Consider the following 26,227-nt stretch of genomic DNA (forward strand, 5'->3'; position numbering starts at 1 on the left):
TCGTTATGAAGCAGAGCCATTTTTTTGCCCATCTCTCCCGTCTGAAACTCATTAACCGCTGGCCGTTAATGCGCAATGTACGGACAGAAAATGTGTCTGAGCACAGTTTGCAGGTGGCGATGGTCGCCCATGCGCTGGCAGCCATTAAAAACCGTAAGTTTGGCGGAAATGTCAACGCTGAACGCATCGCTCTGCTGGCGATGTACCACGATGCCTCTGAAGTGCTCACCGGCGATCTCCCTACCCCAGTGAAATATTTCAACTCGCAAATCGCTCAGGAATACAAAGCCATTGAAAAAATCGCCCAACAAAAGCTGGTCGATATGGTTCCGGAGGAGTTGCGGGATATTTTCGCGCCATTAATCGATGAAAATGCGTATAGCGATGAAGAAAAGTCACTGGTGAAACAGGCTGATGCACTTTGTGCCTATCTGAAATGTCTGGAAGAGCTCGCAGCCGGAAATAATGAATTTTTGCTGGCAAAAACGCGGCTGGAAGCGACGCTTGAAGCGCGCCGCAGCCAGGAGATGGACTACTTCATTGAGGTCTTTGTTCCCAGCTTCCATCTTTCGCTCGATGAGATTAGCCAGGATTCGCCACTGTAAGCAGACAGATACCAGCCGACGCAGCCTGATAAGACGCGCCAGCGTCTTATCAGGCTCTCGTTAAAACGGAAACAGCATCGGAATCATCACCACGCAAACCGCCATCACAATAACGGTGAACGGTACTCCCAGCTTCACAAAATCACTAAAGCTGTAATTTCCCGGCCCTAAAACCAACGTGTTAACCGGTGAGGAAACTGGTGTCATAAAGGCGGCGGATGCTGCCATCGCCACCACCATAGCAAATGGATACGGCGAGACGCCCATTGTTTTAGCCGCGGCCAGCGCAATCGGCGCCATCAACACAGCCGTTGCCGTATTCGAAATAAACAAACCAATCACCGCCGACAAGACAAACAAACAGCCAAGCATCATATGTGGCCCGTAACCGCCGCCGATGTCCATTAACCCTTTCACCGCCAGCGCGACACCGCCTGTTTTCTGTAGCGCCACCGCAAACGGCATCATCCCAACGATCAAAATAATGCTCGGCCAGTGAATGGATTTATAGGCGCTTTCAGCATCGATACAGCGGAATTTCCCCATCAGCAGGCAGGCAATGATAGCCGCGATGGGATTAGGGATTTCATCAGTCAGCATTAACGCCACCATCAACACCAGACAGAAAATGGCATGGGGTGCCTGACTGTGCGCAGGCGATGCTTCACTCACCTCTTCCGGTAAGTTCAGCGCCACGAAGTCGCGGCCCTGTTTTGCCAGCATACCGATAAGCTTCCAGTTACCGACGACCAGAATGATATCGCCCAGCAGCAGAGGCTCATCCGCCAGCGAACCTTCCAGCGCCACGCCGTTGCGTTTCAGGCCCACCACATTCAGTCCGTAGCGCGTACGAAAGCCAATTTCGCGCACCGATTTACCAATCAACTCAGACTCAGGAATTAATGAAATCTCCGCCATGCCAACATCAAGGGCTTGATCGGAAAAATACTCGCCGCGCAGCACCATCGGTTCCAGCAATTGTTCACTACAAAATTGTCGGAGATCGACATCAGCCGCAGACATATCAATAAGCAAAACGTCACGCGCCCGGAATTCAGAAACCCCGTTCACGTTCACAATAACGCGACGAAAACGCCGCCAGCGTTCAACACCGATGACGTTAGCGCCATAACGTTCACGTAATTTGAGATCGTCCAGTCGCTGGCCAATCATCGGCGAACCGGGACGAATGGCCAGGCGACGCGCGCGCCCGGTAAGTCGGTATTCACGGATAAGATCGCGGAAGGTACGACGCGTCCAGCCTTCGCGCTGCGGGGACTGGGTATCCCCTTTCAGCATGAAACGCATCACTAACATATACAAGATGCCCAGCACCAGTACGACCAGGCCGATGGGGGTTACGCTAAAGAAACTAAAACCATGATAGCCTTCACGCAGCAATTCACTGTTAATCACCAGGTTAGGTGGCGTTGCCACCAGCGTCATCATGCCGCTGATCAGCCCGGCAAAACTCAACGGCATCATCAGGCGCGACGGCGACGTTTGCATGCGCATAGCGACGCTTAACACCACAGGGATAAAGATAGCGACGACGCCCGTTGAACTCATAAACGCGCCAAGGCCCGCAACGGTCAGCATCAACAAAACCAACATTTTGATTTCACTGTTGCCTGCCACTTTAACCAGCCATGTCCCCATTACAGTGGCGACACCCGTGCGGACTAAACCATCGCCAATAATAAACAAGGCGGCGATCAGTACCACGTTAGGATCGGAAAAACCGGAAAACACTTCAGGGACGGTCAGCGTACCGCTTAATGCAAACGCAACAATGACAAACAAAGCGACCGCATCCATACGCACTCTGCCAGTCGCAAACAAGACGATGGCAACCGCCAGTAATGAAAGAACCCAGATCAATTCACCGTTCACAACGTATCCTTGTTAATTGAGGGGGATGGCCTGATTCTGCCACAAAAAAGCCCCGTCGGGACGGGGCTAAATCATGATCTGGCGTTTCACGCAATAATAACGTCACCATTTGGCTGTTTGATCACAGTAATTTGTTCCAGACTATGGAGGACCAAATCTACCTCATTCAGACGCGGGGTATCAGCCGGTGAGTTAACCGCAATGACATGACATCCCGCGGCCAGGCCTGAAAGCACGCCAGCGGGAGCATCCTCCACCACCACACATTCCTGCGGTGCAAGGCCCAACAGTTGTGCACCTAACAGATATGCATCCGGCTCTGGTTTTCCACGTTTAACCCGCTCTGCGGTAACAAACACTTCCGGCGCGGGAAGTCCGGCGACTTTGTGACGTGCTCGCGCAACAGGCATGGAACCAGAAGTGACAATGGCCCACGGAATCCCCGCTTTATTCAAATGATTGAGTAAAGCTATCGCCCCTGGGAGTGCGGTAATACCTTCGGTTTCCGTGGCCTCGATTTGTTCCAGACGGGTAAACTCGGCGGCAATTTCCGTCTCCGATTTGCCCATCATGAAATGGCGCAGAGACGTAATCGCCTGTTTACCATGAATAAACGCCAGCACATCTTCCGGTGCTAGCCCATGACGTCTGGCCCAGTTGCTCCACGCTCGCTCTACCGCGGGCAGAGAATCCACCAGCGTTCCATCCAGATCAAAAAGAAAACCTTTACACCGCACGCGGGCCTCCTCAGGCGTTGATGATTTGGTTAATTTCGTTAGCGCTCAGGTGATACTGACGCGGGCAGGCATGCCAGACATTCAACATGCGCAGATATTTCTCCCACATTGGCGTCTGGGCATTAAAGCCGTGAGTTCCGGCATCAAAATGGGTGTAACGCCCTTCAACGTTAACCATAAAGCGGACATATCCGAGATAACGCGCTTCGGTGGCGGCGTCAAAGCCGAGGAAGGTGACACGACGTTCATCGATGGATTGCTGATCCTGTAAATTAGACCAGGAAACATGCAGCGCGTGATACATCTCCATAATGTCGATGATAGTGCGGCAGGTTTCTTCTTTCAGCTCGCCAAACTCGCGATCCAGTTCGCGCATTTGTAAACCATAACCACGCTCAATGATTGTTTGCAGGCGACGGTAACGTTCAGCATTTGCCGGATCGAGCATAGTCATCATTTTGTACTGGTTAGACAAAATAAGACGTTGCGCGTTGGTCATTTCCATTGTTGACTCCTGTATCACTCTACTACGGTGAAAAAAAAGAAGGCCGATGTCTGCCTTCTTTTATATGCGTAATCAGGGGTCAATTACAAATCATCAAGGAAAGTTTTATCCAGTTGTTTGAAGGCGCGCTTAAGCGTGTCAGCTAATGCCTGGTAATCAGGCTTGCCTTCAACAGGTGCCAGCACCTGTCCAGACTCCTGCAATTTACCGCGAACTTCATAAAACCAGTTGAGGATTGCAGGTGGTAGTGGCGTTACAGAACGCTTGCCCAGCCACCACAGTCCCTGCATGGGTAAGCTTAGGGCGAACAACGCAGTGGCGACTGCCGGACCAAGCTGACCGCCCAGCGCAATCTGCCAGCAGAGAGTAAACACGGCGATCGGCGGCATAAAGCGGATCGCATAGCGCGTCATCTTAATGACGCGATTCTCAACAAAGACCGGGGCAAGGCGTTTTTCCAGCGGCCACGTCTTTGAGTAATGCTGTCCCCGGCGAAACAAGCTAAAAAAATTAACAGAACGATTATCCGGCGTTGACATGCTTCACCTCAACTTCACATATAAAGATTCAAAAATTTGTGCAAATTCACAACTCAGCGGGACAACGTTCAAAACATTTTGTCTTCCGTACCCACAATCAGGTATCCTTTAGCAGCCTGAAATGGCCGAGTAGTACATATTCATTGAGTCGTCAAATTCATAAACATTATGCCATTGGCTGAAAATTACGCAAAATGGCATAGACTCAAGATATTTCTTCCATCATGCAAAAAAAAATTTGCAGTGCATGATGTTAATCATAAATGTCGGTGTCATCATGCGCTACGCTCTATGGCTCCCTGACGTTTTTTTAGCCACGTATCAATTATAGGTACTTCCATGTCGAGTAAGTTAGTACTGGTTCTGAACTGCGGTAGTTCTTCACTGAAATTTGCAATCATCGATGCAGCGAATGGTGAAGAGTACCTTTCTGGTTTAGCCGAATGTTTCCACCTGCCCGAAGCACGTATCAAATGGAAAATGGACGGCAATAAACAAGAAGCGGCTTTAGGTGCAGGCGCCGCTCACAGCGAAGCGCTCAACTTTATCGTTAATACTATTCTGGCACAAAAACCAGAACTGTCTGCGCAGCTGACCGCTATCGGTCACCGTATCGTACACGGCGGTGAGAAGTATACCAGCTCCGTAGTGATCGACGAGTCTGTTATTCAGGGTATCAAAGATGCAGCTTCTTTTGCACCGCTGCACAACCCGGCTCACCTGATCGGTATCGAAGAAGCACTGAAATCTTTCCCGCAGTTGAAAGATAAAAACGTTGCTGTATTTGACACGGCGTTCCACCAGACTATGCCGGAAGAGTCTTACCTCTACGCCCTGCCGTACAACCTGTACAAAGAGCACGGCATCCGTCGTTACGGCGCGCACGGTACCAGCCACTTCTATGTAACCCAGGAAGCGGCAAAAATGCTGAACAAACCGGTAGAAGAACTGAACATCATCACCTGCCACCTGGGCAACGGTGGTTCCGTTTCTGCTATCCGTAACGGCAAATGCGTTGATACCTCTATGGGTCTGACTCCGCTGGAAGGCCTGGTAATGGGTACTCGTTCTGGTGACATCGATCCGGCGATCATTTTCCACCTGCACGACACCCTCGGCATGAGCGTTGATGCCATCAACAAACTGCTGACCAAAGAGTCTGGCCTGCTGGGTCTGACCGAAGTGACCAGCGACTGCCGCTATGTTGAAGATAACTACGCGACGAAAGAAGACGCGAAGCGCGCAATGGACGTTTACTGCCACCGCCTGGCGAAATACATCGGTGCATACACCGCGCTGATGGATGGTCGTCTGGACGCTGTTGTATTCACCGGTGGTATCGGTGAAAACGCTGCGATGGTTCGTGAACTGTCTCTGGGCAAACTGGGCGTGCTGGGCTTTGAAGTTGATCGCGAACGCAACCTGGCTGCACGTTTCGGCAAATCTGGTTTCATCAACAAAGAAGGTACCCGTCCTGCGGTGGTTATCCCAACCAACGAAGAACTGGTCATCGCGCAAGACGCGAGCCGCCTGACTGCCTGATTTCACACCGCCAGCCCAGCTGGCGGTGCTGTTTTGTAACCCGCCAATCGGCGGTAACGAAAGAGGATAAACCGTGTCCCGTATTATTATGCTGATCCCTACCGGAACCAGCGTCGGTCTGACCAGCGTCAGCCTCGGCGTGATCCGTGCAATGGAACGCAAAGGCGTTCGTCTGAGCGTTTTCAAACCTATTGCTCAGCCGCGTACCGGTGGCGATGCGCCCGATCAGACAACGACTATCGTGCGTGCGAGCTCTTCCACCACGACAGCCGCCGAACCGCTGAAAATGAGCTACGTTGAAGGTCTGCTTTCCAGCAATAAAAAAGATGTGCTGATGGAAGAGATCGTCGCGAACTACCACGCTAACACCAAAGACGCTGAAGTGGTTCTGGTTGAAGGTCTGGTACCGACACGTAAACACCAGTTTGCCCAGTCTCTGAACTACGAAATCGCCAAAACGCTGAACGCGGAAATCGTCTTCGTTATGTCTCAGGGCACCGACACCCCGGAACAGCTGAAAGAGCGTATCGAACTGACTCGTAACAGCTTCGGTGGTGCCAAAAACACCAACATCACTGGCGTTATCGTTAACAAACTGAACGCACCGGTTGATGAACAGGGTCGTACTCGCCCGGATCTGTCCGAGATTTTCGACGACTCTTCCAAAGCTAAAATCAACAATGTTGATCCGGCGAAGCTGCAAGAATCCAGCCCGCTGCCGGTTCTCGGCGCTGTGCCGTGGAGCTTTGATCTGATCGCGACTCGTGCTATCGATATGGCACGCCACCTGAACGCCACCATCATCAACGAAGGCGACATCAACACTCGCCGCGTGAAATCTGTCACTTTCTGCGCACGCAGCATTCCACACATGCTGGAGCACTTCCGTGCAGGTTCTCTGCTGGTAACTTCCGCAGACCGTCCTGACGTACTGGTTGCCGCTTGCCTTGCTGCCATGAACGGCGTAGAAATCGGCGCCCTGCTGCTGACTGGCGGCTACGAAATGGACGCGCGCATTTCTAAACTGTGCGAACGCGCTTTCGCTACCGGCCTGCCGGTATTCATGGTAAACACCAACACCTGGCAGACATCTCTGAGCCTGCAGAGCTTCAACCTGGAAGTTCCGGTTGACGATCACGAGCGTATCGAGAAAGTTCAGGAATACGTTGCTAACTACATCAACGCTGACTGGATTGACTCTCTGACTGCCACTTCCGAGCGCAGCCGTCGTCTGTCTCCGCCTGCGTTCCGTTATCAGCTGACCGAACTGGCGCGCAAAGCGGGCAAACGTATCGTTCTGCCGGAAGGCGACGAACCGCGTACCGTTAAAGCAGCCGCCATCTGTGCTGAACGTGGTATCGCAACTTGCGTACTGTTGGGTAACCCGGCAGAGATCAACCGAGTTGCTGCGTCTCAGGGCGTAGAACTGGGCGCAGGCATTGAAATCGTTGATCCAGAAGTGGTTCGCGAAAAATATGTTGCTCGTCTGGTCGAACTGCGTAAGAACAAAGGCATGACCGAAACTGTTGCCCGCGAACAGCTGGAAGACAACGTGGTTCTCGGTACCCTGATGCTGGAACAGGATGAAGTTGATGGTCTGGTTTCCGGTGCTGTTCACACCACCGCAAACACCATCCGTCCGCCGCTGCAGCTGATCAAAACTGCACCGGGTAGCTCTCTGGTATCTTCCGTGTTCTTCATGCTGCTACCGGAACAGGTTTACGTTTACGGTGACTGTGCGATCAACCCGGATCCGACCGCAGAACAGCTGGCAGAAATCGCGATTCAGTCCGCAGATTCCGCCGCAGCCTTCGGTATCGAACCGCGCGTGGCTATGCTCTCCTACTCCACCGGTACTTCTGGTGCAGGTAGCGACGTAGAGAAAGTTCGCGAAGCCACTCGTCTGGCGCAGGAAAAACGTCCTGACCTGATGATCGACGGCCCGCTGCAGTACGACGCTGCGGTAATGGCTGACGTTGCGAAATCTAAAGCGCCGAACTCTCCGGTTGCAGGTCGCGCTACCGTGTTCATCTTCCCGGATCTGAACACCGGTAACACCACCTACAAAGCGGTACAGCGTTCTGCCGACCTGATCTCCATCGGGCCGATGCTGCAGGGTATGCGCAAGCCGGTTAACGACCTGTCCCGTGGCGCACTGGTTGACGATATCGTCTACACCATCGCGCTGACTGCGATTCAGTCTGCACAGCAGCAGTAATCTCGTCATAATCCGCAGCCTTACTGCTGCGGATATCAGAACCGGAAATAGCCACTATTTCCGGTTTTTTATTCTCTTAATTTGCATTACTCCTTTCTGATTATCTTGCTTAACTGCGCTGCATCAATGAATTGCGTCATCTCACTTTGCATACTTACCACTTTGTCTTGTGCAAGGGAAAATTTGCGCTATGTCAGCAATCACTGAATCCAAACCAACCAGAAGATGGGCAATGCCCGATACTCTGGTGATTATCTTTTTTGTTGCTATTTTAACCAGCCTCGCCACCTGGGTTGTTCCGGTGGGAATGTTTGACAGTCAGGAAGTGCAATATCAGGTTGATGGTCAGACAAAAACACGCAAGGTTGTAGACCCTCACTCATTTCGCATTCTGACCAACGAAGCGGGCGAACCAGAGTATCACCGCGTGCAACTGTTCTCGACGGGCGATGAACGTCCCGGCCTGATGAACTTCCCGTTTGAAGGGCTAACTTCTGGCTCGAAATATGGGACCGCCGTTGGCATCATCATGTTTATGCTGGTGATTGGCGGCGCGTTTGGCATCGTGATGCGCACAGGAACTATTGATAACGGCATCCTGGCACTTATCCGCCACACACGAGGGAATGAAATTCTTTTCATTCCGGCGTTATTTATTCTCTTTTCACTCGGTGGTGCGGTATTTGGCATGGGGGAAGAGGCAGTCGCCTTTGCCATCATCATCGCGCCACTCATGGTACGGCTGGGTTATGACAGTATCACCACCGTCCTGGTAACCTATATCGCTACGCAAATCGGTTTTGCCAGCTCGTGGATGAACCCGTTCTGCGTGGTCGTCGCCCAGGGGATCGCTGGTGTTCCGGTGCTTTCTGGCTCCGGTTTGCGCATCGTGGTATGGGTAATCTCTACTCTGATTGGCCTGGTCTTCACCATGGTGTACGCCTCACGGGTGAAAAAGAATCCTCTGTTGTCACGCGTTCATGAGTCCGATCGTTTCTTCCGCGAAAAACAGGCGGATGTCGAACAGCGCCCATTTACCTTTGGTGACTGGCTGGTATTAATTGTTTTAACCGCCGTCATGATCTGGGTGATTTGGGGCGTTATCGTCAATGCCTGGTTTATTCCTGAAATTGCCAGCCAGTTCTTCGCTATGGGTCTGGTAATTGGCATCATCGGCGTTGTCTTCCGTCTGAATGGTATGACGGTAAACACCATGGCTTCATCATTTACCGAAGGCGCGCGAATGATGATAGCCCCCGCCCTGCTGGTTGGTTTCGCCAAAGGGATTTTGCTGCTGGTAGGTAACGGCGAAGCCGGTGATGCCAGCGTACTGAATACCATCCTCAACAGCATTGCCAATGCCATTAGCGGCCTTGATAACGCGGTCGCGGCGTGGTTTATGCTGCTCTTCCAGGCGGTATTTAATTTCTTCGTGACATCCGGTTCTGGCCAGGCCGCGTTAACCATGCCGTTACTGGCACCGCTTGGCGATCTGGTCGGCGTTAACCGTCAGGTTACCGTGCTGGCCTTCCAGTTTGGCGATGGCTTCAGTCATATCATTTACCCGACCTCGGCTTCATTAATGGCCACGCTCGGTGTTTGCCGGGTGGACTTCCGTAACTGGATCAAAGTGGGGGCAACACTGCTTGGACTGCTGTTTATTATGTCCAGCGTGGTGGTGATAGGCGCCCAGTTGATGGGCTACCATTAAAAACGTTAAGAGCCGCGATTGCGGCTCTTAGATTGATGACAACGGAAAAATTGCCTGATGCGCTACGCTTATCATGCGTACATGGCCCATGCAATATATTGAATTTGCAATATTTTGTAGGCCGGATAAGGCATTTACGCCGCATCCGGCATAAACAAAGCGCACTTTGTCTACAACCTGAGAGCCGCAACTGCGGCTCTTTTTTCATTCTGCCGTTTCAGTCTCTACGGCTTCATTGTTGGCATTGCGCTTCATCCACAACGCCAAAGCTTTTAGCGAGTCTGGTGTGAACTCATCGCAACGAGCGGTGATTTCTTCTGGCGTCAGCCAGCAGACCTCGCTGACTTCATCTTCCTGAAGGGCGAAGGGACCGTGAGAAACACAGCTGAACAACGCGCCCCAGACACGGCAATTTTTGTCTTCAAAATAGAACTGCCCGTGCTCGGCAAAGGGGACACCGGCAATGCCCAACTCTTCTTCCGCTTCGCGACGTGCGGATTCCAGCAGTTGTTCATCAGCCTGGACCACACCACCAGCAGTAGCATCTAACATGCCGGGTAAAAAGTCTTTTGTCTCGGTACGACGCTGGACCAGAATTTTGCCCATACCATCATGCACGACGATGTAAGTTGCACGATGACGCAGACACTGTGCCCGCATTTGTTCCCGGCTGGCTTGTGCAATGACTTCGTTATCTTCATTGACAATATCCACCCATTCAGTACTTGCCAAACGACGCTGTTCCATTATCAGGAAACCTTCTTTTTCTGGCGCTCTTACGGCGCATTTTGAGTTGTTGGGTAAATTACGGATTAATCGCGACCTGCGCAATGATACTTTGATCATTGAGTGCGATTACGCTTAGTACGTCATCTTCGAGCATGCCGTAGCTCGCCAGATTGCCGCCTTTCGGAATGCTAACCGAACCGGGGTTGAAGTGGAAAATCTCCCCCCGCTGCTCCGCCACCGGCAGATGGGTATGACCATACACCAGCACGTCGTTCTGGTTTAACGCCGGCAGATTATCCGGGCCAAACAGATGCCCATGTGTCAGAAACAGGCGCTGTTTTTCCAGCAACACCTGTTGCCATGGCGCGGTCATTGGGAAATGCAGCAGCATTTGGTCCACTTCACTGTCGCAGTTGCCACGTACAGCGATGACTTTATGCGCCACTTCATTCAAGCGTTCCGCCACCTTTGCCGGCGCATAGCCCTCCGGTAAAGCATTGCGTGGGCCGTGATTCAGCACGTCGCCAAGAATCACCAGCCACTGCGCGCCGCTTTGGGCAAACAACTCCAGTACACGTTCCGTCGCCGGTAACGACCCATGAATGTCCGATGCAAACATCAGTTTCATCACTCACTCCTCGTCGAAAAAACGTAAGCTATGATACTGGATTCTGTCGCTGCTATCAGCCAGATTGCTTTGCTGAAAGTGCAATAAAACGCTGAACTGAAGCCCGCTGCCACTGGAATGCCGCATAATCCACCAGACGCTCCGGCACCTCATCGCCGTGCAGCACCAGACGATTAATCATTAGCGCTAAATCAGTGTCGGCAATGCACCACTCGCCAAACAAATTAGGCTGGTTATGCGTCAGTAAATGTTCTGCCATTGCGAACAGTTTCTGCGCGCTGGCTTTTCCCTCCGCCGTTAGCGGTGCTTTTTTTACGCCAGCAAAAACGACATCCGTCGAACGCTCTTCACGCAGAGGCATCAGGTCGCTCCGCAGCCATGCCTGAATTTGCCGTGCACGCGCCCGGTTTTGCAGATCTAATGGATAAATGCGTTCCCAGGTCGGCGGCGCAAAACGGTCTTCCAGATATTCCGCTATGGCAGAGGATTCACTCAACTCAAAATCATCAATCTGTAACAAAGGCACGCGGCGTGTCTGCCCGTAACCTTGCCACGTCGGCTGTAAATGTTCACCGCTGTCAAGGTCGATAGTCTTTATATGAAAAGGTAGTCCTTTCTCCTGCAACGCCACCCAGGCGGATAACACGTAGGGTGAGAAAAAATGGGCATCTGACCAAAGCGTGATAGCGGGTTTACTCATTATATCCTCGGCGATAAAGGGGCTTGCTCTCAAACTATAGAGCCTTTTTGTCACGGTTACTTGATGAAAACTCACGCGAGTCTCCGGGGTTTCTATACTTGAGATGTTCAGATTATTAGACAACCGGAGCTGCAATGATCGATCTCTATTACGCCCCTACCCCAAATGGCCACAAAATTACGCTGTTTCTCGAAGAGGCTGGCCTGGAATATCGTTTAATCAAGGTTGACCTGGGGAAAGGCAGTCAGTTTCGCCCGGAGTTTTTGCGCATATCGCCGAACAATAAGATTCCGGCAATTGTTGATCATTCACCGACTGATGGCGGCGAACCGTTAAACCTCTTTGAGTCAGGTGCAATTTTGTTGTATCTGGCAGAGAAAACGGGACTATTTTTAAGTCACGACCCGCGTGAGCGCGCCACCACCTTACAATGGTTATTCTGGCAGGTTGGCGGCCTGGGGCCAATGCTCGGACAGAATCATCATTTTAATCATGCTGCGCCACAGACTATTCCTTACGCTATTGAACGTTATCAGGTTGAAACCCAGCGTCTGTATCACGTACTCAATAAGCGCCTGGAAAACGCCCCCTGGCTTGGCGGCGAAGATTACAGCATTGCGGATATTGCCTGTTGGCCGTGGGTAAATGCATATGCTCGTCAGCGGATTGACCTTGCTATGTACCCGGCAGCGAAGAACTGGCATGAGCGGATCCGTTCGCGCCCTGCCACCGGGCAATCACTATTAAAGGCTCAATTGAATGATGAGATCTCAGATAGTTAACTGAGAAAGGTTCTCGTGTATTATTCCTGTCTAAGTAAAACAACAGGGAACCTGCAATGTCACAACCTGCCGCTATTATTCGTATAAAGAACCTTCGTTTACGTACATTTATCGGAATTAAGGACGAAGAGATTAACAACCGTCAGGATATCGTTATCAATGTCACGATCCACTACCCCGCCGATAAAGCGCGTACCAGTGAAGATATTAATGACGCGCTGAACTATCGCACCGTCACCAAAAACATCATTCAACACGTAGAGAATAACTGTTTCTCTTTGCTGGAAAAATTAACTCAGGATGTGCTCGATATCGCACGTGAACATCACTGGGTAACCTATGCTGAAGTGGAGATCGATAAACTGCACGCGCTGCGCTACGCCGATTCGGTATCAATGACCTTGAGCTGGCAGCGTTAACCGCCATATCGGGAGGCTGCATGAATATAGTGATCACCGGAGGGACGGGATTAATTGGTCGCCATTTAATCCCGCGTTTGCTGGAGTTGGGCAATCAGGTCACAGTGGTGACGCGTAACACGCAGAAAGCCAATTCAATCCTCGGCCCCCAGGTGACACTATGGCAAGGGCTTGCCAATCAAAGCAACCTCAACGGCGTTGACGCGGTAATCAACCTGGCTGGCGAACCGATTGCCAACAAACGCTGGACTCGCGAGCAAAAAGACCGACTGTGCCAAAGTCGCTGGAATATTACCCAAAAACTGGTGGATTTAATTAATGCCAGCGACACGCCGCCGTCAGTCCTTATTTCCGGTTCGGCGACGGGATATTACGGTGATTTAGGTGAAGTTGTCGTTACCGAAGAAGAGCCTCCGCATAACGAATTTACCCATAAACTCTGCGCTCATTGGGAAGAAATTGCCTGTCGGGCGCAAAGCAACAAAACGCGTGTGTGCCTGCTGCGTACCGGTGTGGTACTGGCACCAGATGGCGGTATTCTCGGCAAAATGCTGCCGCCGTTTCGCCTCGGTTTAGGTGGCCCGATTGGCTCTGGTCGGCAGTATCTGGCCTGGATTCATATCGATGATATGGTCAACGGGATTCTCTGGCTGCTGGATAACGATCTACGCGGACCGTTTAATATGGTTGCCCCCTACCCGGTACGCAATGAACAATTTTCCCATGCGCTCGGCCATGTACTGCATCGCCCAGCGATTATGCGCGTCCCCGCGACCGCCATTCGGCTGTTAATGGGCGAATCTTCAGTTCTGGTGTTAGGTGGACAACGCGCGTTACCTAAAAGGCTGGAAGAAGCGGGGTTTGCGTTTCGCTGGTACGATTTAGACGAGGCACTGGCAGATGTCGTTCGCTGATGTGGTTTACCGCGAACATCCGCCAGTTAGTGCCTGGTAATTCAGAATTAGTGGCTTTTCGCCAAAAGGTCGTCTGGCGAAAGTCGGGTCAACATCAGGATGACTTCGCGGTCAAATCCTTTTTCCAGCATCTCCTGAGCAATTCGCAGGGCTTCTTCGTGTTTGCCCTGCATTGCGCCTTCTTCACGTAATCTGTCAGCAATGGTCATCAGTTTCTCCTTTTCTTGTGGTGCACGTTCCGCTATCTCACCAATAAATGAGCGGAAGCGCTGGGCATCCCCCGTTTGTAATACGTAATTAAACAGGGCTTTTAGCTGCCTGTCATTAGTGTTGCCTGTAATAAGCAGAGAAACTATTTGATCGACTAATCCCAACAGATCGCGCTGGCGAATATGTTTCTGCATTAACTCCAGCAACGCCATTTTGCGGTGTTGCATAATCTCGTCATCCGGCACTACGGTAATATCCACCAGCGGAAAAGCCGATGAATAAATTTGGCGGGCAATAGCAGGTTCTGCAAATTCATCAAGCCAACATAGAGAATAAGGATAAGGACTTCTGCAACCATGATAAAACAGCATCGGGATCACCAAAGGCAGTTCTTTATAGCCTGCATCAAGATGGTTTTGCATTGCCGCGATAGAATAGCGCATCATGCGAAAAGCCATTAATTCTTCCGCCTTACTTTGGTGTTCAATGACGACATAAATATATCCCATCCCCTCCTCAGTTTTCACTGACCACAAGATGTCGGAATAATATTGCCGCAGGTTTTCATCAATAAAACTGTTTGGTTCCAGTTTTAACGTCGATAAATCGCAAAGTTTACGTAGCGGCGCAGGAAGGTGAATATCAATAAAATCCCGTGCGGTGTCCGGGTGACGTAAAAAGGATTTAAATACCGCATCATGCGGTGTGGAAGTTGTCGATATGGTCATGGCGTTCCGTCACCCCTCAAATTTAAGATGACGAGACAATAACCACCCTTTATAAGCAATGCAGCAGGCAGTTTTTATATCTGGACAGCGAATTCAGAACTATTTTAAGTGGACTGCAATATATACATGTCAATGGAAGCCAACTCGCAAATTAGCCTTGAAAATACTCCGGCAGCATTAGCCACCGGAGAGGAAATTATTTCAGCGATCCCTTAAGGAACTGTTGCAAACGAGGACTTTGCGGGTTGCCAAATAATTGTTCTGGCGCTCCCTCTTCTTCGATTTTCCCCTGATGGAGGAAAATAACATGTGTGGAGACATGGCGAGCAAATTCCATTTCGTGGGTTACCACCACCATCGTTTTCCCCTCTTCCGCCAGCTGCTGCATAATGCGCAGCACTTCGCCCACCAGCTCTGGGTCAAGGGCCGATGTAGGTTCATCAAACAGCAGAACTTCTGGTTCCATTGCCAGCGCCCTTGCGATGGAAACACGCTGTTGCTGACCGCCAGAAAGGTGCACCGGATATTTCCCCTGCGCACGTTCGTCTATGCCGACCTTCGCCAGATATTTCACCGCTCGCTCGCGCGCTTCCTGCTTGCTCAGGCCCAGCACCTGAATGGGCGCTTCCATGACGTTTTCCAGCACCGTCATGTGGCTCCAGAGATTGAAGTGCTGGAATACCATCGTCAGGCGTGTGCGCAGCAAGCGCAGCTGATTTTTATCGGCGACTTTGAGTTGGCCGTCTTTATCCCGCACCAGATTGATAGTCTGGCCGTTAACCACGATCGAGCCTTCACTCGGTTTTTCGAGGAAGTTAATGCAGCGCAGAAAGGTACTTTTCCCCGATCCCGACGATCCGATGATGCTGATCACATCCCCGGCGTTCGCTTGCAGTGACACCCCTTTCAGCACTTCATGTTCGCCGTAGCGTTTGTGCAAATCGATAACGTTTAATTTATTCTCGGACATCGTATTCTCAGTGCGTTGAAGAAGGTTTCACATGCTGCAACCAGCGTTTTTCCGCTCTGCGAAAGAGGCTGATCAGGACATAAGAGATGATTAAATAGAGTACCGCAGCAATGCCAAAGGCGGTAAAAGGTTGATACGTCGCGGCGTTGATATCACGGGCAATTTTCAGCAGATCCGGCACCGTGGCAGTAAACGCCAGCGCAGTCGAGTGCAACATCAGGATCACTTCGTTGCTGTAGGCCGGTAAAGCAATGCGCAGCGCCGACGGTAAAATAATGCAGCGATACATTTTAAAGGTCGAGAAACCATAGGCCCTGGCAGCTTCAATTTCCCCGTGCGGCACCGAGCGGATCGCTCCGGCAAAAATCTCGGTGGTGTAAGCACAAGTGTTAAGCGTCAGCGCCAGCACGGTACAGTTCAGGCCACTGCGGAAAAAGGCGTTAAGGAACTCGGTCCCTTTAACAATCTCCAGCGTGTACATGCCGGAATAGAACACCAGCAACTGCACATACAGCGGCGTACCGCGAAAAATATAGGTAAATAACCAGATTGGAAACTGGATGTATTTATTACTAGAGACGCGACCAATCGCCAGAAACAGCGCCAGAATTCCACCTATCACTACTGACAAAATCAGCAACCAAAGGGTAATCGCCACGCCGGTAAAGCGATAACCGTCGGTCCACAACAGCGGTTTCCAGTATTCATGTAAGATTTCGATCACAGGTCAGCCCTCTTCACACCCACGGAGTAGCGGCGCTCAAGGAACAGCAGCACACCATTGGAAACGGTGGTGAAAACCAGATAAATCACGCCACAGACGATGGCGAAATAGAACGGTTCCCATGTACTTTTGCCTGCCAATTGGGTGGCTTTCACCACATCTTCCAGGCCGAGTAACGAAACCAGGGCGGTCGATTTGAGGATCACCTGCCAGTTGTTGCCAATGCCCGGCAGAGCGTAACGCATCATCGCCGGAAACATAATCCGCCGAAATACTTGCCCGCGAGTAAAACCGAACGCCGTAGCCGCCTCTATTTGTCCTTTCGGCACCGCCATAAACGCGCCACGGAACGTTTCGGTGAAGTAAGCACCGTAAATAAAACCCAGGGTGATAATACCGGCAACCATCGGGTCAATATCAATCTGTCCGACGCCCATCGCCTCCGTCACCGTATTTAACGCAATCTGCAAACCGTAAAATATCAGCAGCATCAACACTAAATCCGGCACACCGCGAATCAGCGTGGTATATCCTTCGAAAATCAGCCCCGAGAGTCGATTTTGCGAAAGCTTACCGCCAGCGCCAATTAAACCGATGATTACAGCGAGCACTACAGAGCTGATGGCCAGCTCCAGCGTGACGAGCGCCCCCTGTAAAATAACACCTGAAAACCCATACAACATGCAGCCTGTCCTGTCGTGTGTGGTGAATTTCCTGCCTCTTGTCTCCCTCCGGTTACCCAAAGGGAGCGGGCTTTCTTTCACCGATGGTGATTAACCACCATAAACATCAAAATCGAAGTACTTTTTCGCTAATTTCTCGTAAGTACCGTCAGCGCGCATTTCGGCAAAGGCTTTGTTCAGTGCCTCGCGCAGTTCGTTATCTTCTTTACGCAGGCCCATGCCGGTGCCTACGCCAAACAGTTTTTCATCTTTAACAGACGGGCCACCGAATTTGTAATCTTTACCGACGGGCTGTTTGAGGAAACCTTCGCTGGCGGCAACTTCGTCCTGGAACGCGGCATCAATACGCCCGGCGGTCAGGTCAGAATAAATGTTGTCCTGCCCCTGATAAGAGACGATTTCAATGCCTTTTGGCGCCCAGTGCTCGTTACCAAATGTCTCCTGGGTCGTGCCCTGCAATACGCCCACCCGCTTGCCTTTCAGCGATTCTACTGTCGGCTGAATGTCGGAATTTTTCGCCACAACCAGGCGAGAATCGGCGGCGTACAATTTGTCGGTGAAGGCTATTTCCTGCTGACGTTTTTCGGTGATGGAAAGCGATGACATGATGGCGTCAATCTTCTTCGCTTTTAATGACGGAATTAACGCATCCAGCGGGTTTTCGACAAATGTACATTGCGTATTGATGCGTTTGCACAGTTCCTTCGCCAGGTCGATATCAAAGCCAACCAATTCACCTTGTGAATTTTTTGATTCAAACGGTGCATAAGTTGGGTCAGTACCGATGCGAATATTTTGCGGAATAGCAGCAAAAGCAGCAGTCGCGCTGGAGAAGGCCAGAACCAGAGAGAGCGATAGCACCAGTTTTTTCATAATGTCCTCAACTGACAGTCTTTTAATAGGGAATATTTACAGGTTTGTTACACTTATCGTGCCATAAAATTGACCAACAAGGCAAAATATCCTGGCCAGTTAATCGTATTATTTTTCATTAAAATTGCTTAAGTATGCATTTCAATGCACCACGATAGTGCAACAAACCTATAATGCACCATGATAATGACGCTATCAGATGCAGCTTCCCTGCGACGTATCAGTCACCATAGACATTAAAATCGAAGTACTTTTTCGCCATCTTGTCGTAAGTACCATCCTGGCGCAGCTCGCCAAGCGCTTTGTCAAAGGCGGCTGTCAGTTCGGCATCATCTTTACGCAGCCCGACACCGGTACCGTCACCGAAGTATTTTTTGTCTTTCACTGAAGGGCCAGCAAAGGCGAACTCTTTACCGGCAGGTTGCTTAAGGAATCCTTCACTAGCGGCGACTTCATCTTGTAACGCAGCATCCAGACGCCCCGCAGCAAGATCGGAATAGACTAAATCCTGGTTGGCATAGGCCACAACATCAATACCTTTACTGCGCCAGGTATCGTTAGCGTAGGCTTCCTGAGTGGAGCCTTGCAGCACTCCGACATGTTTACCTTTCAGTGAATCCAGCGTTGGCTGAATCGGCGAACCTTTAGCGGCAATCAGACGGGAATCCGCGGCGTACAGCTTGTCGGAGAAAGCAATCTCCTGCTGACGTTTATCGGTAATGGAGAGCGACGAAATAATGGCGTCGATTTTTTTCGCTTTCAGTGAGGGGATCAGCGCATCAAAGTCACTGGCAACCCAGATACATTTCACCTGCATCCGTTTGCACATCTCATTACCGAGATCGATATCAAAGCCAACAAAGTCACCTTTGGCATCTTTCGATGAGAACGGTGCATAGGTGGTATCCGTTCCGATACGTACCGTCTCCGGCAGCGCCGCGTAGCTGGAAGCGACTGCGGAGATACCGACTAACAAAGACAGAGCGAGAATCGACTTCTTCATACATAACCCTCAAGTGAAATGGCTTTTTTATATTGTGTATTGTGTTGTGTGTTTGCAGGCTCGTTCATGCAGGTCTTATGCCATCTTGCCGACAGCAGCAACATTCAACGTAAAATATGTTAATAAGACGTTGCATTATTGTCCTGAAATTGAAGATAGCAGGTATGGCGGTTGAATCGCAGCGTTTCGATTCAATGGAAGGAACAAAATGTCGAGGATTTGATCACGGTTGCAAAATTGCCCTGAAACAGGGCAACAGCGGAGTTAAGCGCCCTGCCAGCGGGCAAAGAGATCTTCGGGAAGGGTTATCGAAAACTGGTCAAGAACACGGTTAACCGTCTGATTTATCACATCATCAAGGGATTGCGGGCGATGATAAAACGCCGGAACGGGAGGCATAATCACCGCACCGATTTCAGCCGCCTGAGTCATTAAACGCAGGTGGCCTAAGTGCAACGGTGTTTCACGCACGCAGAGCACCAACGGGCGACGCTCTTTCAGCACCACATCTGCCGCGCGGGTCAACAGGCCATCGGTATAGCTATGGACAATGCCGGAAAGGGTCTTGATTGAACAGGGTAAAATCACCATGCCCAGCGTCTGGAAAGAACCAGAAGAGATGCTGGCAGCAATATCACGCGCATCATGAGTTACATCGGCTAACGCCTGCACTTCGCGCAGGGAAAAATCCGTTTCGAGGGATAAGGTCTGGCGCGCCGCCTGGCTCATGACCAGATGCGTTTCGATGTCTGCAACATCGCGCAGAACCTGTAATAAGCGCACGCCATAAATCGCGCCGCTGGCACCACTGATGCCTACAATGAGTCGTTTCATAGAGAGTTGCCCTGTCAGACTTGCTGGCAGACTTTGCAGGATTTCGGCGAGAGTTGCAAGTCAGGGTGCCAGACTGGCACCCTGAGTGAAGGCATCATCCTTCGTTATGCATTTCCAGGTTTTCCACTTCGTTCTGACGTTGCAATGCTTTGGCGTCGTCATTACGTAAAGTATCGAGAAAATCGAGGTAGCCCTGATCAACATCTTTGGTGACGTAGACGCCGTTGAACACCGAGCATTCAAACTGCTGGATATCCGGATTTTCAGCGCGAACGGCTTCGATCAGATCGTTGAGATCCTGGAAAATCAAACCGTCGGCACCGATGATCTGGCGAATTTCATCCACTTCACGGCCGTGAGCGATCAGTTCCGTGGCACTCGGCATATCAATACCATAAACGTTCGGGAAGCGAATTTCCGGTGCCGCAGAGGCGAGGTACACTTTCTTCGCTCCGGCTTCGCGTGCCATCTCGATAATTTGTTCAGAGGTGGTGCCGCGCACGATGGAGTCATCAACCAGCAGGACGTTTTTATCGCGGAACTCAGCGCGGTTGGCGTTCAATTTACGGCGCACAGATTTACGACGCAGTTGCTGACCCGGCATGATGAAGGTACGACCAACATAGCGGTTTTTAACAAAGCCCTGGCGGTACGGTTTGCCCAGAATTCGGGCAATTTCCAACGCGATATCGCAGGAAGTTTCCGGGATCGGGATCACCACGTCGATATCCAGATCTTCCCATTCACGGGCAATTTTCTCGCCCAGTTTCGTGCCCATATTCACACGCGCGCTGTAAACGGAAATTTTGTCGATGAACGAGTCAGGACGGGCAAAGTAAACATACTCAAACAGGCACGGATTGCTGACCGGATTGTCAGCACACTGACGGGTAAACAACTGCCCTTCTTCAGTGATGTAAATCGCTTCGCCTGGGGCGACGTCACGCAGGAACTCAAAGCCCAGCGTATCGAGCGCAACGCTTTCGGAAGCGACCATATATTCTGTGCGATTCTCGTCGATATCGCGTTTCCCCAGTACCAGCGGACGAATACCGTTAGGATCGCGGAAAGCAACCATACCGTGGCCGATAATCATCGCCACACAGGCATACGCGCCGCGAATTTGGCGGTTAGTCGCGGCAATGGCGGAGAAAATGTTGTCGGCTTCCAGCGGGTAGTGGCGGAAGTTATCCAGCTCGCTGGCGAAGATATTCAGCAGAATTTCCGAGTCGGAAGTGGTGTTGATGTGGCGGCGTTTTTCTTCAAACAGTTTTTTACGCAACTCGTGAGCGTTGGTCAGATTGCCGTTGTGGGCAAGCGTAATACCATACGGAGAGTTAACGTAAAACGGCTGCGCTTCAGAGGCACTGGAGCTGCCAGCCGTAGGGTAACGCACATGACCAATGCCCATATTGCCCTGCAAACGCTGCATATGGCGAGCTTCAAATACATCGCTCACCAGCCCGTTCGCTTTACGCAAACGGAAGCAGTTATTGGCATCTATGGTGATGATGCCGGCGGCATCCTGACCGCGATGCTGAAGCACCGTTAAGGCATCATAAATCGACTGGTTAACCGGCATAACACCGGCGATACCGACAATACCGCACATACGTCTTTTTCCTCGTTAAGCCACATCTCAGAGCACTTACGCCCTGGGCAAGAAACTTGACGAGCTTTGCAGATAATCAAAAAACCATCTGATGATAAAACTGAACTGCGGGATCAGCTGTGATTTGCTCCAGTCTTCGCTTTTCGACACTCCAGTAAAGGAGTCGAGAAAGAAGAGAATGGCAGCAACAATCAACACACCGCGCAACGCACCGAAGCAGACGCCCAGCACCCGATCGGTGCCTGACAACCCCGTTTTCTCCACCAGCTGGCCTATCACGAAGTTCACGATAGCACCAACGATCAGGGTAGCGATAAACAGTACCGCGATGGCAATCCCATTTCGAACCAGTTCGTCTTCAAAGCCCGTAAACCAGACTGACAGGTAAGTGTAGTAATGACTGGCGACAAAGAAAGCACAACCCCATGTCACCAGCGATAACGCTTCACGAACAAAGCCGCGGATCAGGCTAACCAGAGAGGAAAAAGCAATCACCGCGATTATGGCGTAATCAATCCAGACCATATGTGTCCCACGATTTTACGCCCTGTCATCCTGTTCGGGGCGCATTCTAACAGAAAAAGAAAACGTTTGCGTAGGGATTTCCTTCCCGCGCATCAATAAAAATGGCGCTGAAAAAATATTCAACGCCATCGACTTTTTATGCCTTTGCGGCATCGGGCAACCATTGTCGGATGCGGCGTGAACGCCTTATCCGACCTACAGTTCTGCTCCAGCACAGGCCTGATAAGACGCGCCAGCATCACATCAGGCAACGGCTGTCGGATGCAGCGTGAACGCCTTATCCGACCTACGGTTCTGCTCCAGCACAGGCCTGATAAGACGCGCTGGCGTCGCATCAGGCAAAACCGTATTAATTCGGCGTGTAGCCCATAACCACGCCGCTCAAACCAGAGATCTGCTTCAGTTCGCCAAGCGATCCTTTCAGCTTATCTTTTGAGGCATCTGGCCCCACGAGAATACGGGTAATTTTACCCTGCACTGGCGTCGACGGCGAAGTATAAACCCGATATCCCGCGCCACGCAGCTTACCGACAATCTCATTCACTTTATCGGCATTTTTCAGTGCGCCCAGTTGCACAACATAGGCTTTACCCGTCGGCGCTGCCTTTTCTTCAACAACCGGTTTCGGTTCTGGCTTCGGCGGGGGCGGCACTTCAACCTTCGGCTTAGGCGGATCCACCGGTTTCGGTTTCGGTGGAGCGACCGGTGCAGGCTCAGGTTCAAACACGGTATTATTGGCCGCAATGGTTGTCGGGTCGAGCGAAGGCGCTGCGGCATCACCTGCCCGCACCTCTTCTGCCGCGCCTTCTGGCGGCTGTGTCGGCAACGCCTGAGTGGCGGCTGGCATCATATCTGGCTCGTCACGATCGCCCGCTTTCGGCACCAGCGGGATCGCTGCGAACTCATCCTGATAATGTTTTTTCTGCCCATCAAGCAATCCTGGAAGCACAATAACTCCCAGAGCTACCAGCACAATAGTGCCAACTAACCGATTCTGAAACTTACTCGCCACCGCTTCTCCTCGCGTCAATCACTTCCATGACATGTGCGACCGTATGGAACGAACCACACACCAGCACGGTATCTTCCGGTTTAGCGTCCGCCATTGCGGCTTCCCATGCCTGCGCAACGCTATCGAATGGTTTGCCGTTCCCCAGATGCTCAAGCAATTGTGCTGCCGTGGCACCGCGCGGCCCTTCCAGTGGCGCACAATACCAGTCATCAACCACGCTTTTCAACCAGGCCAGTGTTCCGGCAATATCTTTATCATGTAGCATACCGATAACCGCCAGCACGCGCCCGTTTTTCGGTAACGCTTTCATGCGTCCGGTAAGATATTCCGCCGCATGAGGATTATGGGCGACATCAAAAATAACGCGTGGCGTCTCGCTCACAATCTGGAAACGTCCAGGCAAAATTGCGCTGGCGATACCGTCGCGAATTGCCTTTTCACTGACTTCCAGGCCGCTGGCACGCAGTGCCGCCAGCGCCGTTGCGGCATTCGGTTGCGGGACAAGTGGCAACGGTAATCCCGCCAGCGTGCCGTGAGCATCGGTAAATGACCAGTCATGGTCAGTGACGGAATAATTCCACTCAACGCCACAACGTTGCAACAGTGCGCCTTTCTCCTGTGCTACATCGGCAATGGTGTAAGGCATTTCCGGTTCACCGACGATTGCCGGTTTTTCGCTGCGGAAGATCCCCGCTTTCTCACGACCAATGCTTTCACGATCTGGCCCCAGCCAGTCGGTATGATCCAGCGCGATACTGGTTACCACGGCAACATCAGCATCGACAATGTTAGTCGCATCCAGACGACCGCCCAGACCTACTTCCAGAATCACCACATCGAGTTGCGCCTCTTTGAACAACCACAATGCCGACAGCGTACCGTATTCAAAATAAGTCAAAGAAATATCGCCGCGCTCGGCCTCAATCTCGGCAAAAGAAGCTGTATGAGCCGACTCCGCCAGTTCTTTGCCCTGTATACGAACGCGCTCGGTATAACGCACCAGATGCGGCGAACTGTAGACCCCCACCCTGTACCCTGCCGCCATCAGAATCGACTCCAGCGTACGGCAGGTCGTGCCTTTGCCATTAGTTCCCGCAACGGTAAACACAAACGGTGCAGGTTTAAGGACGCCAAGACGCGCCACAACCTGGCTGACGCGATCAAGGCCGAGATCGATAGTTTTACTGTGCAGGTTTTCCAGATAAGAAAGCCACGAAGCCAGAGGCGACGCGGCTTGAGGAGTGCGTTTGATAATCATGGTATCCGCTGATTCGTTACGGGGAGAATAAATAGCAAAAGGGCAGAGCCAGTGGCCCTGCCCTTATCAGTTATCAGGCCTCTGGTTCCTGATCCGGCACCGGTGGCACCACTTCGCCTTCACGCGGCGCATCAGGATTAGGCGCTGGCAGATTCATCAGCTTCGCCAGAATGCTAGCCAGTTTCAGGCGCATTTCCGGTCGACGGACGATCATATCGATGGCGCCTTTCTCGATCAGGAATTCACTGCGCTGGAATCCTGGCGGCAGTTTTTCGCGAACGGTCTGTTCGATAACGCGCGGACCGGCAAAGCCGATTAACGCTTTCGGTTCAGCAATATTGAGATCGCCCAGCATCGCGAAGCTTGCAGAAACACCGCCCATCGTCGGGTCGGTCAGTACAGAAATGTACGGTAACCCGCGCTCCTGCATTTTTGCCAGTGCCGCAGAGGTTTTCGCCATCTGCATCAGCGACATTAACGCTTCCTGCATACGTGCGCCACCAGAAGCGGAGAAGCAGATCAGCGGGCAGTTATCTTCCAGCGCTTGCTCAACGGCACGCACGAAACGAGCGCCAACCACTGAACCCATTGAACCGCCCATAAAGGCGAATTCGAATGCCGCAGCGACAACCGGCATACCGTACAGAGTGCCTTTCATCACCACCAGCGCGTCTTTTTCGCCGGTTTCTTTCTGCGCAGAGGCCAGACGGTCTTTATACTTTTTGGAGTCACGGAACTTCAGCACATCTTTCGGCTCAAGCTCGCTACCCAGCTCCACAAGGCTGCCTTCATCTAACAAGCTATGCAGGCGGTTACGCGCCGACATACGCATGTGATGGTCACACTTCGGACAGACCTCAAGATTACGTTCCAGTTCAGCGCGGTATAAAACCTGACCGCAGCTATCACACTTAGTCCACACACCTTCAGGAATGCTCGCCTTGCGGGTGGGAGTAATGTTGCTTTTAATTCGTTCAATCCAGCTCATTAGGGACCTTTCTGTCTGAACCTGGTTCGATGCCAGTTTTATCTTTGGGGACGCATAATGCCATTTTTGCCCCCAACAGACCATGAATGTTGCACATTAAAACATAACAGCCCGAAACTTTGGATAAAAAAGTGGTCGAACCGCGGAGTTACTTTTTATTTTGCGGCGCGTGCCGCTGCGCGTTTGTGACGAATAAATTCGAAAACCCCAGGCAATATTGAAACAAAAATAATGCCAACAATCATCAGTTTAAGGTTACTCTGAATGAAAGGGAGCGTGCCGAAGAAATAACCTGCGTAGGTAAAAATCAGTACCCACAACAGTGCACCAATCACGTTAAAAGCGGCGAAATGACGATACGACATGTGGCCCATTCCCGCAACGAACGGCGCGAACGTTCTGACGATCGGTACAAAACGGGCGAGAATAATTGTTTTGCCGCCATGTCTCTCGTAAAACTGATGAGTCTTATCAAGATAACTACGACGGAAAATTTTCGAATCCGGATTACTGAACAGTTTGTCACCAAATAACCGCCCAATGGTGTAGTTGACCGCATCACCCACAATTGCAGCAATCAACATCAGTACCACCATCATATGGACGTTGAGATCATTAGTCTCCAGAGATGCCAACGCGCCAGCGACAAACAGCAACGAATCACCAGGCAGGAATGGCGTTACCACAAGCCCGGTTTCACAGAACAGAATCAAAAACAGAATGGCATAAACCCAGACGCCGTACTCTGCGACCAGTTCCGCCAGATGCACATCAATATGCAAAATAAAATCGATGAGGAAATAAATCAGGTCCATAATTGCCTATGCCTTGTACTCTTCATTTCTCAGGCTGTAACTGCATTGGCTACAGCCTGTAATTTTTAGA

Annotated in this window: 27 protein-coding genes; 7 read left to right on the top strand and 20 right to left on the bottom strand. The window is 51.3% G+C overall.

Features of this window, described 5'->3' with window-relative positions; translation table 11 throughout:
• The first annotated feature begins 5 nt into the window (after positions 1 to 5).
• Positions 6 to 605 (top strand): 5'-deoxynucleotidase, encoded by a 600-nt coding sequence (yfbR, locus tag D9597_RS06620; RefSeq protein ID WP_130221942.1) that lies wholly within the window; start codon positions 6 to 8, stop codon positions 603 to 605.
• Between the two features lie 60 nt (positions 606 to 665).
• Here the strand turns inward: yfbR and D9597_RS06625 are convergent, their stop codons facing one another.
• From D9597_RS06625 to yfbV, 4 genes are all read right to left on the bottom strand, one after another.
• Positions 666 to 2,498 (bottom strand): SLC13 family permease, encoded by a 1,833-nt coding sequence (locus D9597_RS06625; RefSeq protein WP_130221943.1) that lies wholly within the window; start codon positions 2,496 to 2,498, stop codon positions 666 to 668.
• Positions 2,499 to 2,584: 86 nt separating this feature from the next.
• Positions 2,585 to 3,235, bottom strand: a complete 651-nt coding sequence (gene hxpA, locus D9597_RS06630) for a hexitol phosphatase HxpA (protein WP_130216964.1) — start codon at positions 3,233 to 3,235, stop codon at positions 2,585 to 2,587.
• 10 nt (positions 3,236 to 3,245) lie between these two features.
• On the bottom strand, positions 3,246 to 3,740 hold the full coding sequence (locus D9597_RS06635) for a YfbU family protein (RefSeq protein ID WP_064526599.1): 495 nt from the start codon (positions 3,738 to 3,740) through the stop codon (positions 3,246 to 3,248).
• 83 nt (positions 3,741 to 3,823) lie between these two features.
• Positions 3,824 to 4,279: a terminus macrodomain insulation protein YfbV gene (gene yfbV / locus D9597_RS06640; protein WP_000106627.1), complete on the bottom strand. Its 456-nt coding sequence runs from the start codon at positions 4,277 to 4,279 to the stop codon at positions 3,824 to 3,826.
• A 339-nt stretch (positions 4,280 to 4,618) separates the two neighbouring features.
• On the opposite strand from yfbV, the gene ackA reads away from it, so the two are divergent.
• The 3 genes from ackA to yfcC all read left to right on the top strand — a co-directional run bounded on the left by ackA (position 4,619) and on the right by yfcC (position 9,750).
• The gene (gene ackA / locus D9597_RS06650) at positions 4,619 to 5,821 is read left to right on the top strand and encodes an acetate kinase (RefSeq protein ID WP_130207228.1); all 1,203 of its coding nucleotides are present in this window, start codon (positions 4,619 to 4,621) and stop codon (positions 5,819 to 5,821) included.
• A gap of 73 nt (positions 5,822 to 5,894) precedes the next feature.
• Entirely contained in the window at positions 5,895 to 8,039 is a 2,145-nt protein-coding gene (gene pta / locus D9597_RS06655; protein WP_130207230.1) for a phosphate acetyltransferase, read from the top strand.
• Between the two features lie 190 nt (positions 8,040 to 8,229).
• Entirely contained in the window at positions 8,230 to 9,750 is a 1,521-nt protein-coding gene (gene yfcC, locus D9597_RS06660; RefSeq protein ID WP_130207232.1) for a putative basic amino acid antiporter YfcC, read from the top strand.
• Between the two features lie 204 nt (positions 9,751 to 9,954).
• On the opposite strand, the gene yfcD is transcribed toward yfcC, so the two are convergent.
• Genes yfcD through yfcF form a run of 3 tightly spaced genes read right to left on the bottom strand, consistent with a single transcriptional unit; the run spans position 9,955 to position 11,807 of the window.
• Positions 9,955 to 10,497, bottom strand: a complete 543-nt coding sequence (gene yfcD, locus D9597_RS06665; RefSeq protein ID WP_130207234.1) for an NUDIX hydrolase YfcD — start codon at positions 10,495 to 10,497, stop codon at positions 9,955 to 9,957.
• Between the two features lie 58 nt (positions 10,498 to 10,555).
• The gene (yfcE, locus tag D9597_RS06670) at positions 10,556 to 11,107 is read right to left on the bottom strand and encodes a phosphodiesterase (RefSeq protein WP_064526570.1); all 552 of its coding nucleotides are present in this window, start codon (positions 11,105 to 11,107) and stop codon (positions 10,556 to 10,558) included.
• 55 nt (positions 11,108 to 11,162) lie between these two features.
• Positions 11,163 to 11,807: a glutathione transferase gene (yfcF, locus tag D9597_RS06675; protein ID WP_130216958.1), complete on the bottom strand. Its 645-nt coding sequence runs from the start codon at positions 11,805 to 11,807 to the stop codon at positions 11,163 to 11,165.
• A 134-nt stretch (positions 11,808 to 11,941) separates the two neighbouring features.
• Here yfcF and yfcG point away from each other — a divergent pair, with 134 nt between their 5' ends.
• From yfcG to D9597_RS06690, 3 genes are read left to right on the top strand one after another with little or no spacing between them, the layout of a single operon-like run.
• Entirely contained in the window at positions 11,942 to 12,589 is a 648-nt protein-coding gene (gene yfcG, locus D9597_RS06680; RefSeq protein ID WP_130216956.1) for a GSH-dependent disulfide bond oxidoreductase, read from the top strand.
• 56 nt (positions 12,590 to 12,645) lie between these two features.
• Positions 12,646 to 13,008: a dihydroneopterin triphosphate 2'-epimerase gene (gene folX / locus D9597_RS06685; protein ID WP_130221944.1), complete on the top strand. Its 363-nt coding sequence runs from the start codon at positions 12,646 to 12,648 to the stop codon at positions 13,006 to 13,008.
• Positions 13,009 to 13,028: 20 nt separating this feature from the next.
• The gene (locus tag D9597_RS06690) at positions 13,029 to 13,922 is read left to right on the top strand and encodes a TIGR01777 family oxidoreductase (RefSeq protein WP_130221945.1); all 894 of its coding nucleotides are present in this window, start codon (positions 13,029 to 13,031) and stop codon (positions 13,920 to 13,922) included.
• Between the two features lie 47 nt (positions 13,923 to 13,969).
• Here the strand turns inward: D9597_RS06690 and D9597_RS06695 are convergent, their stop codons facing one another.
• The 13 genes from D9597_RS06695 to D9597_RS06755 form a co-directional block, all read right to left on the bottom strand.
• Positions 13,970 to 14,860 (bottom strand): Rpn family recombination-promoting nuclease/putative transposase, encoded by an 891-nt coding sequence (locus D9597_RS06695; RefSeq protein ID WP_130221946.1) that lies wholly within the window; start codon positions 14,858 to 14,860, stop codon positions 13,970 to 13,972.
• A gap of 196 nt (positions 14,861 to 15,056) precedes the next feature.
• Complete coding sequence (hisP, locus tag D9597_RS06700) at positions 15,057 to 15,830, bottom strand: histidine ABC transporter ATP-binding protein HisP (RefSeq protein WP_130216950.1); 774 nt, start codon at positions 15,828 to 15,830, stop codon at positions 15,057 to 15,059.
• A gap of 7 nt (positions 15,831 to 15,837) precedes the next feature.
• The gene (locus D9597_RS06705; protein ID WP_000569948.1) at positions 15,838 to 16,554 is read right to left on the bottom strand and encodes an ABC transporter permease; all 717 of its coding nucleotides are present in this window, start codon (positions 16,552 to 16,554) and stop codon (positions 15,838 to 15,840) included.
• Positions 16,551 to 17,237 (bottom strand): histidine ABC transporter permease HisQ, encoded by a 687-nt coding sequence (hisQ, locus tag D9597_RS06710; RefSeq protein WP_064526547.1) that lies wholly within the window; start codon positions 17,235 to 17,237, stop codon positions 16,551 to 16,553. Before hisQ ends, D9597_RS06705 begins: the two co-directional genes overlap by 4 nt.
• A 90-nt stretch (positions 17,238 to 17,327) precedes the next feature.
• On the bottom strand, positions 17,328 to 18,110 hold the full coding sequence (gene hisJ / locus D9597_RS06715; RefSeq protein ID WP_000737621.1) for a histidine ABC transporter substrate-binding protein HisJ: 783 nt from the start codon (positions 18,108 to 18,110) through the stop codon (positions 17,328 to 17,330).
• A gap of 220 nt (positions 18,111 to 18,330) precedes the next feature.
• Positions 18,331 to 19,113, bottom strand: a complete 783-nt coding sequence (argT, locus tag D9597_RS06720; protein ID WP_130221947.1) for a lysine/arginine/ornithine ABC transporter substrate-binding protein ArgT — start codon at positions 19,111 to 19,113, stop codon at positions 18,331 to 18,333.
• Between the two features lie 264 nt (positions 19,114 to 19,377).
• Entirely contained in the window at positions 19,378 to 19,947 is a 570-nt protein-coding gene (ubiX, locus tag D9597_RS06725) for a flavin prenyltransferase UbiX (protein WP_130216946.1), read from the bottom strand.
• A gap of 94 nt (positions 19,948 to 20,041) precedes the next feature.
• A complete protein-coding gene (gene purF / locus D9597_RS06730) occupies positions 20,042 to 21,559 on the bottom strand; it encodes an amidophosphoribosyltransferase (protein WP_130207254.1) in 1,518 nt (505 codons plus the stop codon).
• A 36-nt stretch (positions 21,560 to 21,595) separates the two neighbouring features.
• Positions 21,596 to 22,084, bottom strand: a complete 489-nt coding sequence (cvpA, locus tag D9597_RS06735) for a colicin V production protein (protein ID WP_000262113.1) — start codon at positions 22,082 to 22,084, stop codon at positions 21,596 to 21,598.
• A gap of 349 nt (positions 22,085 to 22,433) precedes the next feature.
• Positions 22,434 to 23,096, bottom strand: a complete 663-nt coding sequence (gene dedD / locus D9597_RS06740; RefSeq protein ID WP_130207256.1) for a cell division protein DedD — start codon at positions 23,094 to 23,096, stop codon at positions 22,434 to 22,436.
• Entirely contained in the window at positions 23,086 to 24,354 is a 1,269-nt protein-coding gene (gene folC / locus D9597_RS06745) for a bifunctional tetrahydrofolate synthase/dihydrofolate synthase (protein ID WP_130221948.1), read from the bottom strand. Before folC ends, dedD begins: the two co-directional genes overlap by 11 nt.
• A 73-nt stretch (positions 24,355 to 24,427) precedes the next feature.
• Entirely contained in the window at positions 24,428 to 25,342 is a 915-nt protein-coding gene (gene accD / locus D9597_RS06750; RefSeq protein ID WP_064526523.1) for an acetyl-CoA carboxylase, carboxyltransferase subunit beta, read from the bottom strand.
• A 155-nt stretch (positions 25,343 to 25,497) separates the two neighbouring features.
• Positions 25,498 to 26,157, bottom strand: a complete 660-nt coding sequence (locus D9597_RS06755; RefSeq protein ID WP_000364330.1) for a DedA family protein — start codon at positions 26,155 to 26,157, stop codon at positions 25,498 to 25,500.
• Between the last annotated feature and the right edge of the window lie 70 nt (positions 26,158 to 26,227).

It is taken from the genome of Escherichia sp. E13S3, assembly GCF_004212325.1.
Lineage (GTDB): Bacteria > Pseudomonadota > Gammaproteobacteria > Enterobacterales > Enterobacteriaceae > Escherichia.

Coding starts and splice junctions, on each gene's coding strand:
- yfcG (WP_130216956.1), top strand. CDS start 11,942: ATGATCGATCTCTATTACGCCCCTACCCCAAATGGCCACAAAATTACG.
- accD (WP_064526523.1), bottom strand. CDS start 25,342: ATGAGCTGGATTGAACGAATTAAAAGCAACATTACTCCCACCCGCAAG.
- hisP (WP_130216950.1), bottom strand. CDS start 15,830: ATGTCCGAGAATAAATTAAACGTTATCGATTTGCACAAACGCTACGGC.
- yfcE (WP_064526570.1), bottom strand. CDS start 11,107: ATGAAACTGATGTTTGCATCGGACATTCATGGGTCGTTACCGGCGACG.
- D9597_RS06755 (WP_000364330.1), bottom strand. CDS start 26,157: ATGGACCTGATTTATTTCCTCATCGATTTTATTTTGCATATTGATGTG.
- argT (WP_130221947.1), bottom strand. CDS start 19,113: ATGAAGAAGTCGATTCTCGCTCTGTCTTTGTTAGTCGGTATCTCCGCA.
- ackA (WP_130207228.1), top strand. CDS start 4,619: ATGTCGAGTAAGTTAGTACTGGTTCTGAACTGCGGTAGTTCTTCACTG.
- D9597_RS06695 (WP_130221946.1), bottom strand. CDS start 14,860: ATGACCATATCGACAACTTCCACACCGCATGATGCGGTATTTAAATCC.
- yfbR (WP_130221942.1), top strand. CDS start 6: ATGAAGCAGAGCCATTTTTTTGCCCATCTCTCCCGTCTGAAACTCATT.
- cvpA (WP_000262113.1), bottom strand. CDS start 22,084: ATGGTCTGGATTGATTACGCCATAATCGCGGTGATTGCTTTTTCCTCT.
- folX (WP_130221944.1), top strand. CDS start 12,646: ATGTCACAACCTGCCGCTATTATTCGTATAAAGAACCTTCGTTTACGT.
- yfcC (WP_130207232.1), top strand. CDS start 8,230: ATGTCAGCAATCACTGAATCCAAACCAACCAGAAGATGGGCAATGCCC.
- yfcF (WP_130216958.1), bottom strand. CDS start 11,807: ATGAGTAAACCCGCTATCACGCTTTGGTCAGATGCCCATTTTTTCTCA.
- yfcD (WP_130207234.1), bottom strand. CDS start 10,497: ATGGAACAGCGTCGTTTGGCAAGTACTGAATGGGTGGATATTGTCAAT.
- yfbV (WP_000106627.1), bottom strand. CDS start 4,279: ATGTCAACGCCGGATAATCGTTCTGTTAATTTTTTTAGCTTGTTTCGC.
- hisQ (WP_064526547.1), bottom strand. CDS start 17,237: ATGTTGTATGGGTTTTCAGGTGTTATTTTACAGGGGGCGCTCGTCACG.
- folC (WP_130221948.1), bottom strand. CDS start 24,354: ATGATTATCAAACGCACTCCTCAAGCCGCGTCGCCTCTGGCTTCGTGG.
- purF (WP_130207254.1), bottom strand. CDS start 21,559: ATGTGCGGTATTGTCGGTATCGCCGGTGTTATGCCGGTTAACCAGTCG.
- ubiX (WP_130216946.1), bottom strand. CDS start 19,947: ATGAAACGACTCATTGTAGGCATCAGTGGTGCCAGCGGCGCGATTTAT.
- hisJ (WP_000737621.1), bottom strand. CDS start 18,110: ATGAAAAAACTGGTGCTATCGCTCTCTCTGGTTCTGGCCTTCTCCAGC.
- D9597_RS06690 (WP_130221945.1), top strand. CDS start 13,029: ATGAATATAGTGATCACCGGAGGGACGGGATTAATTGGTCGCCATTTA.
- D9597_RS06635 (WP_064526599.1), bottom strand. CDS start 3,740: ATGGAAATGACCAACGCGCAACGTCTTATTTTGTCTAACCAGTACAAA.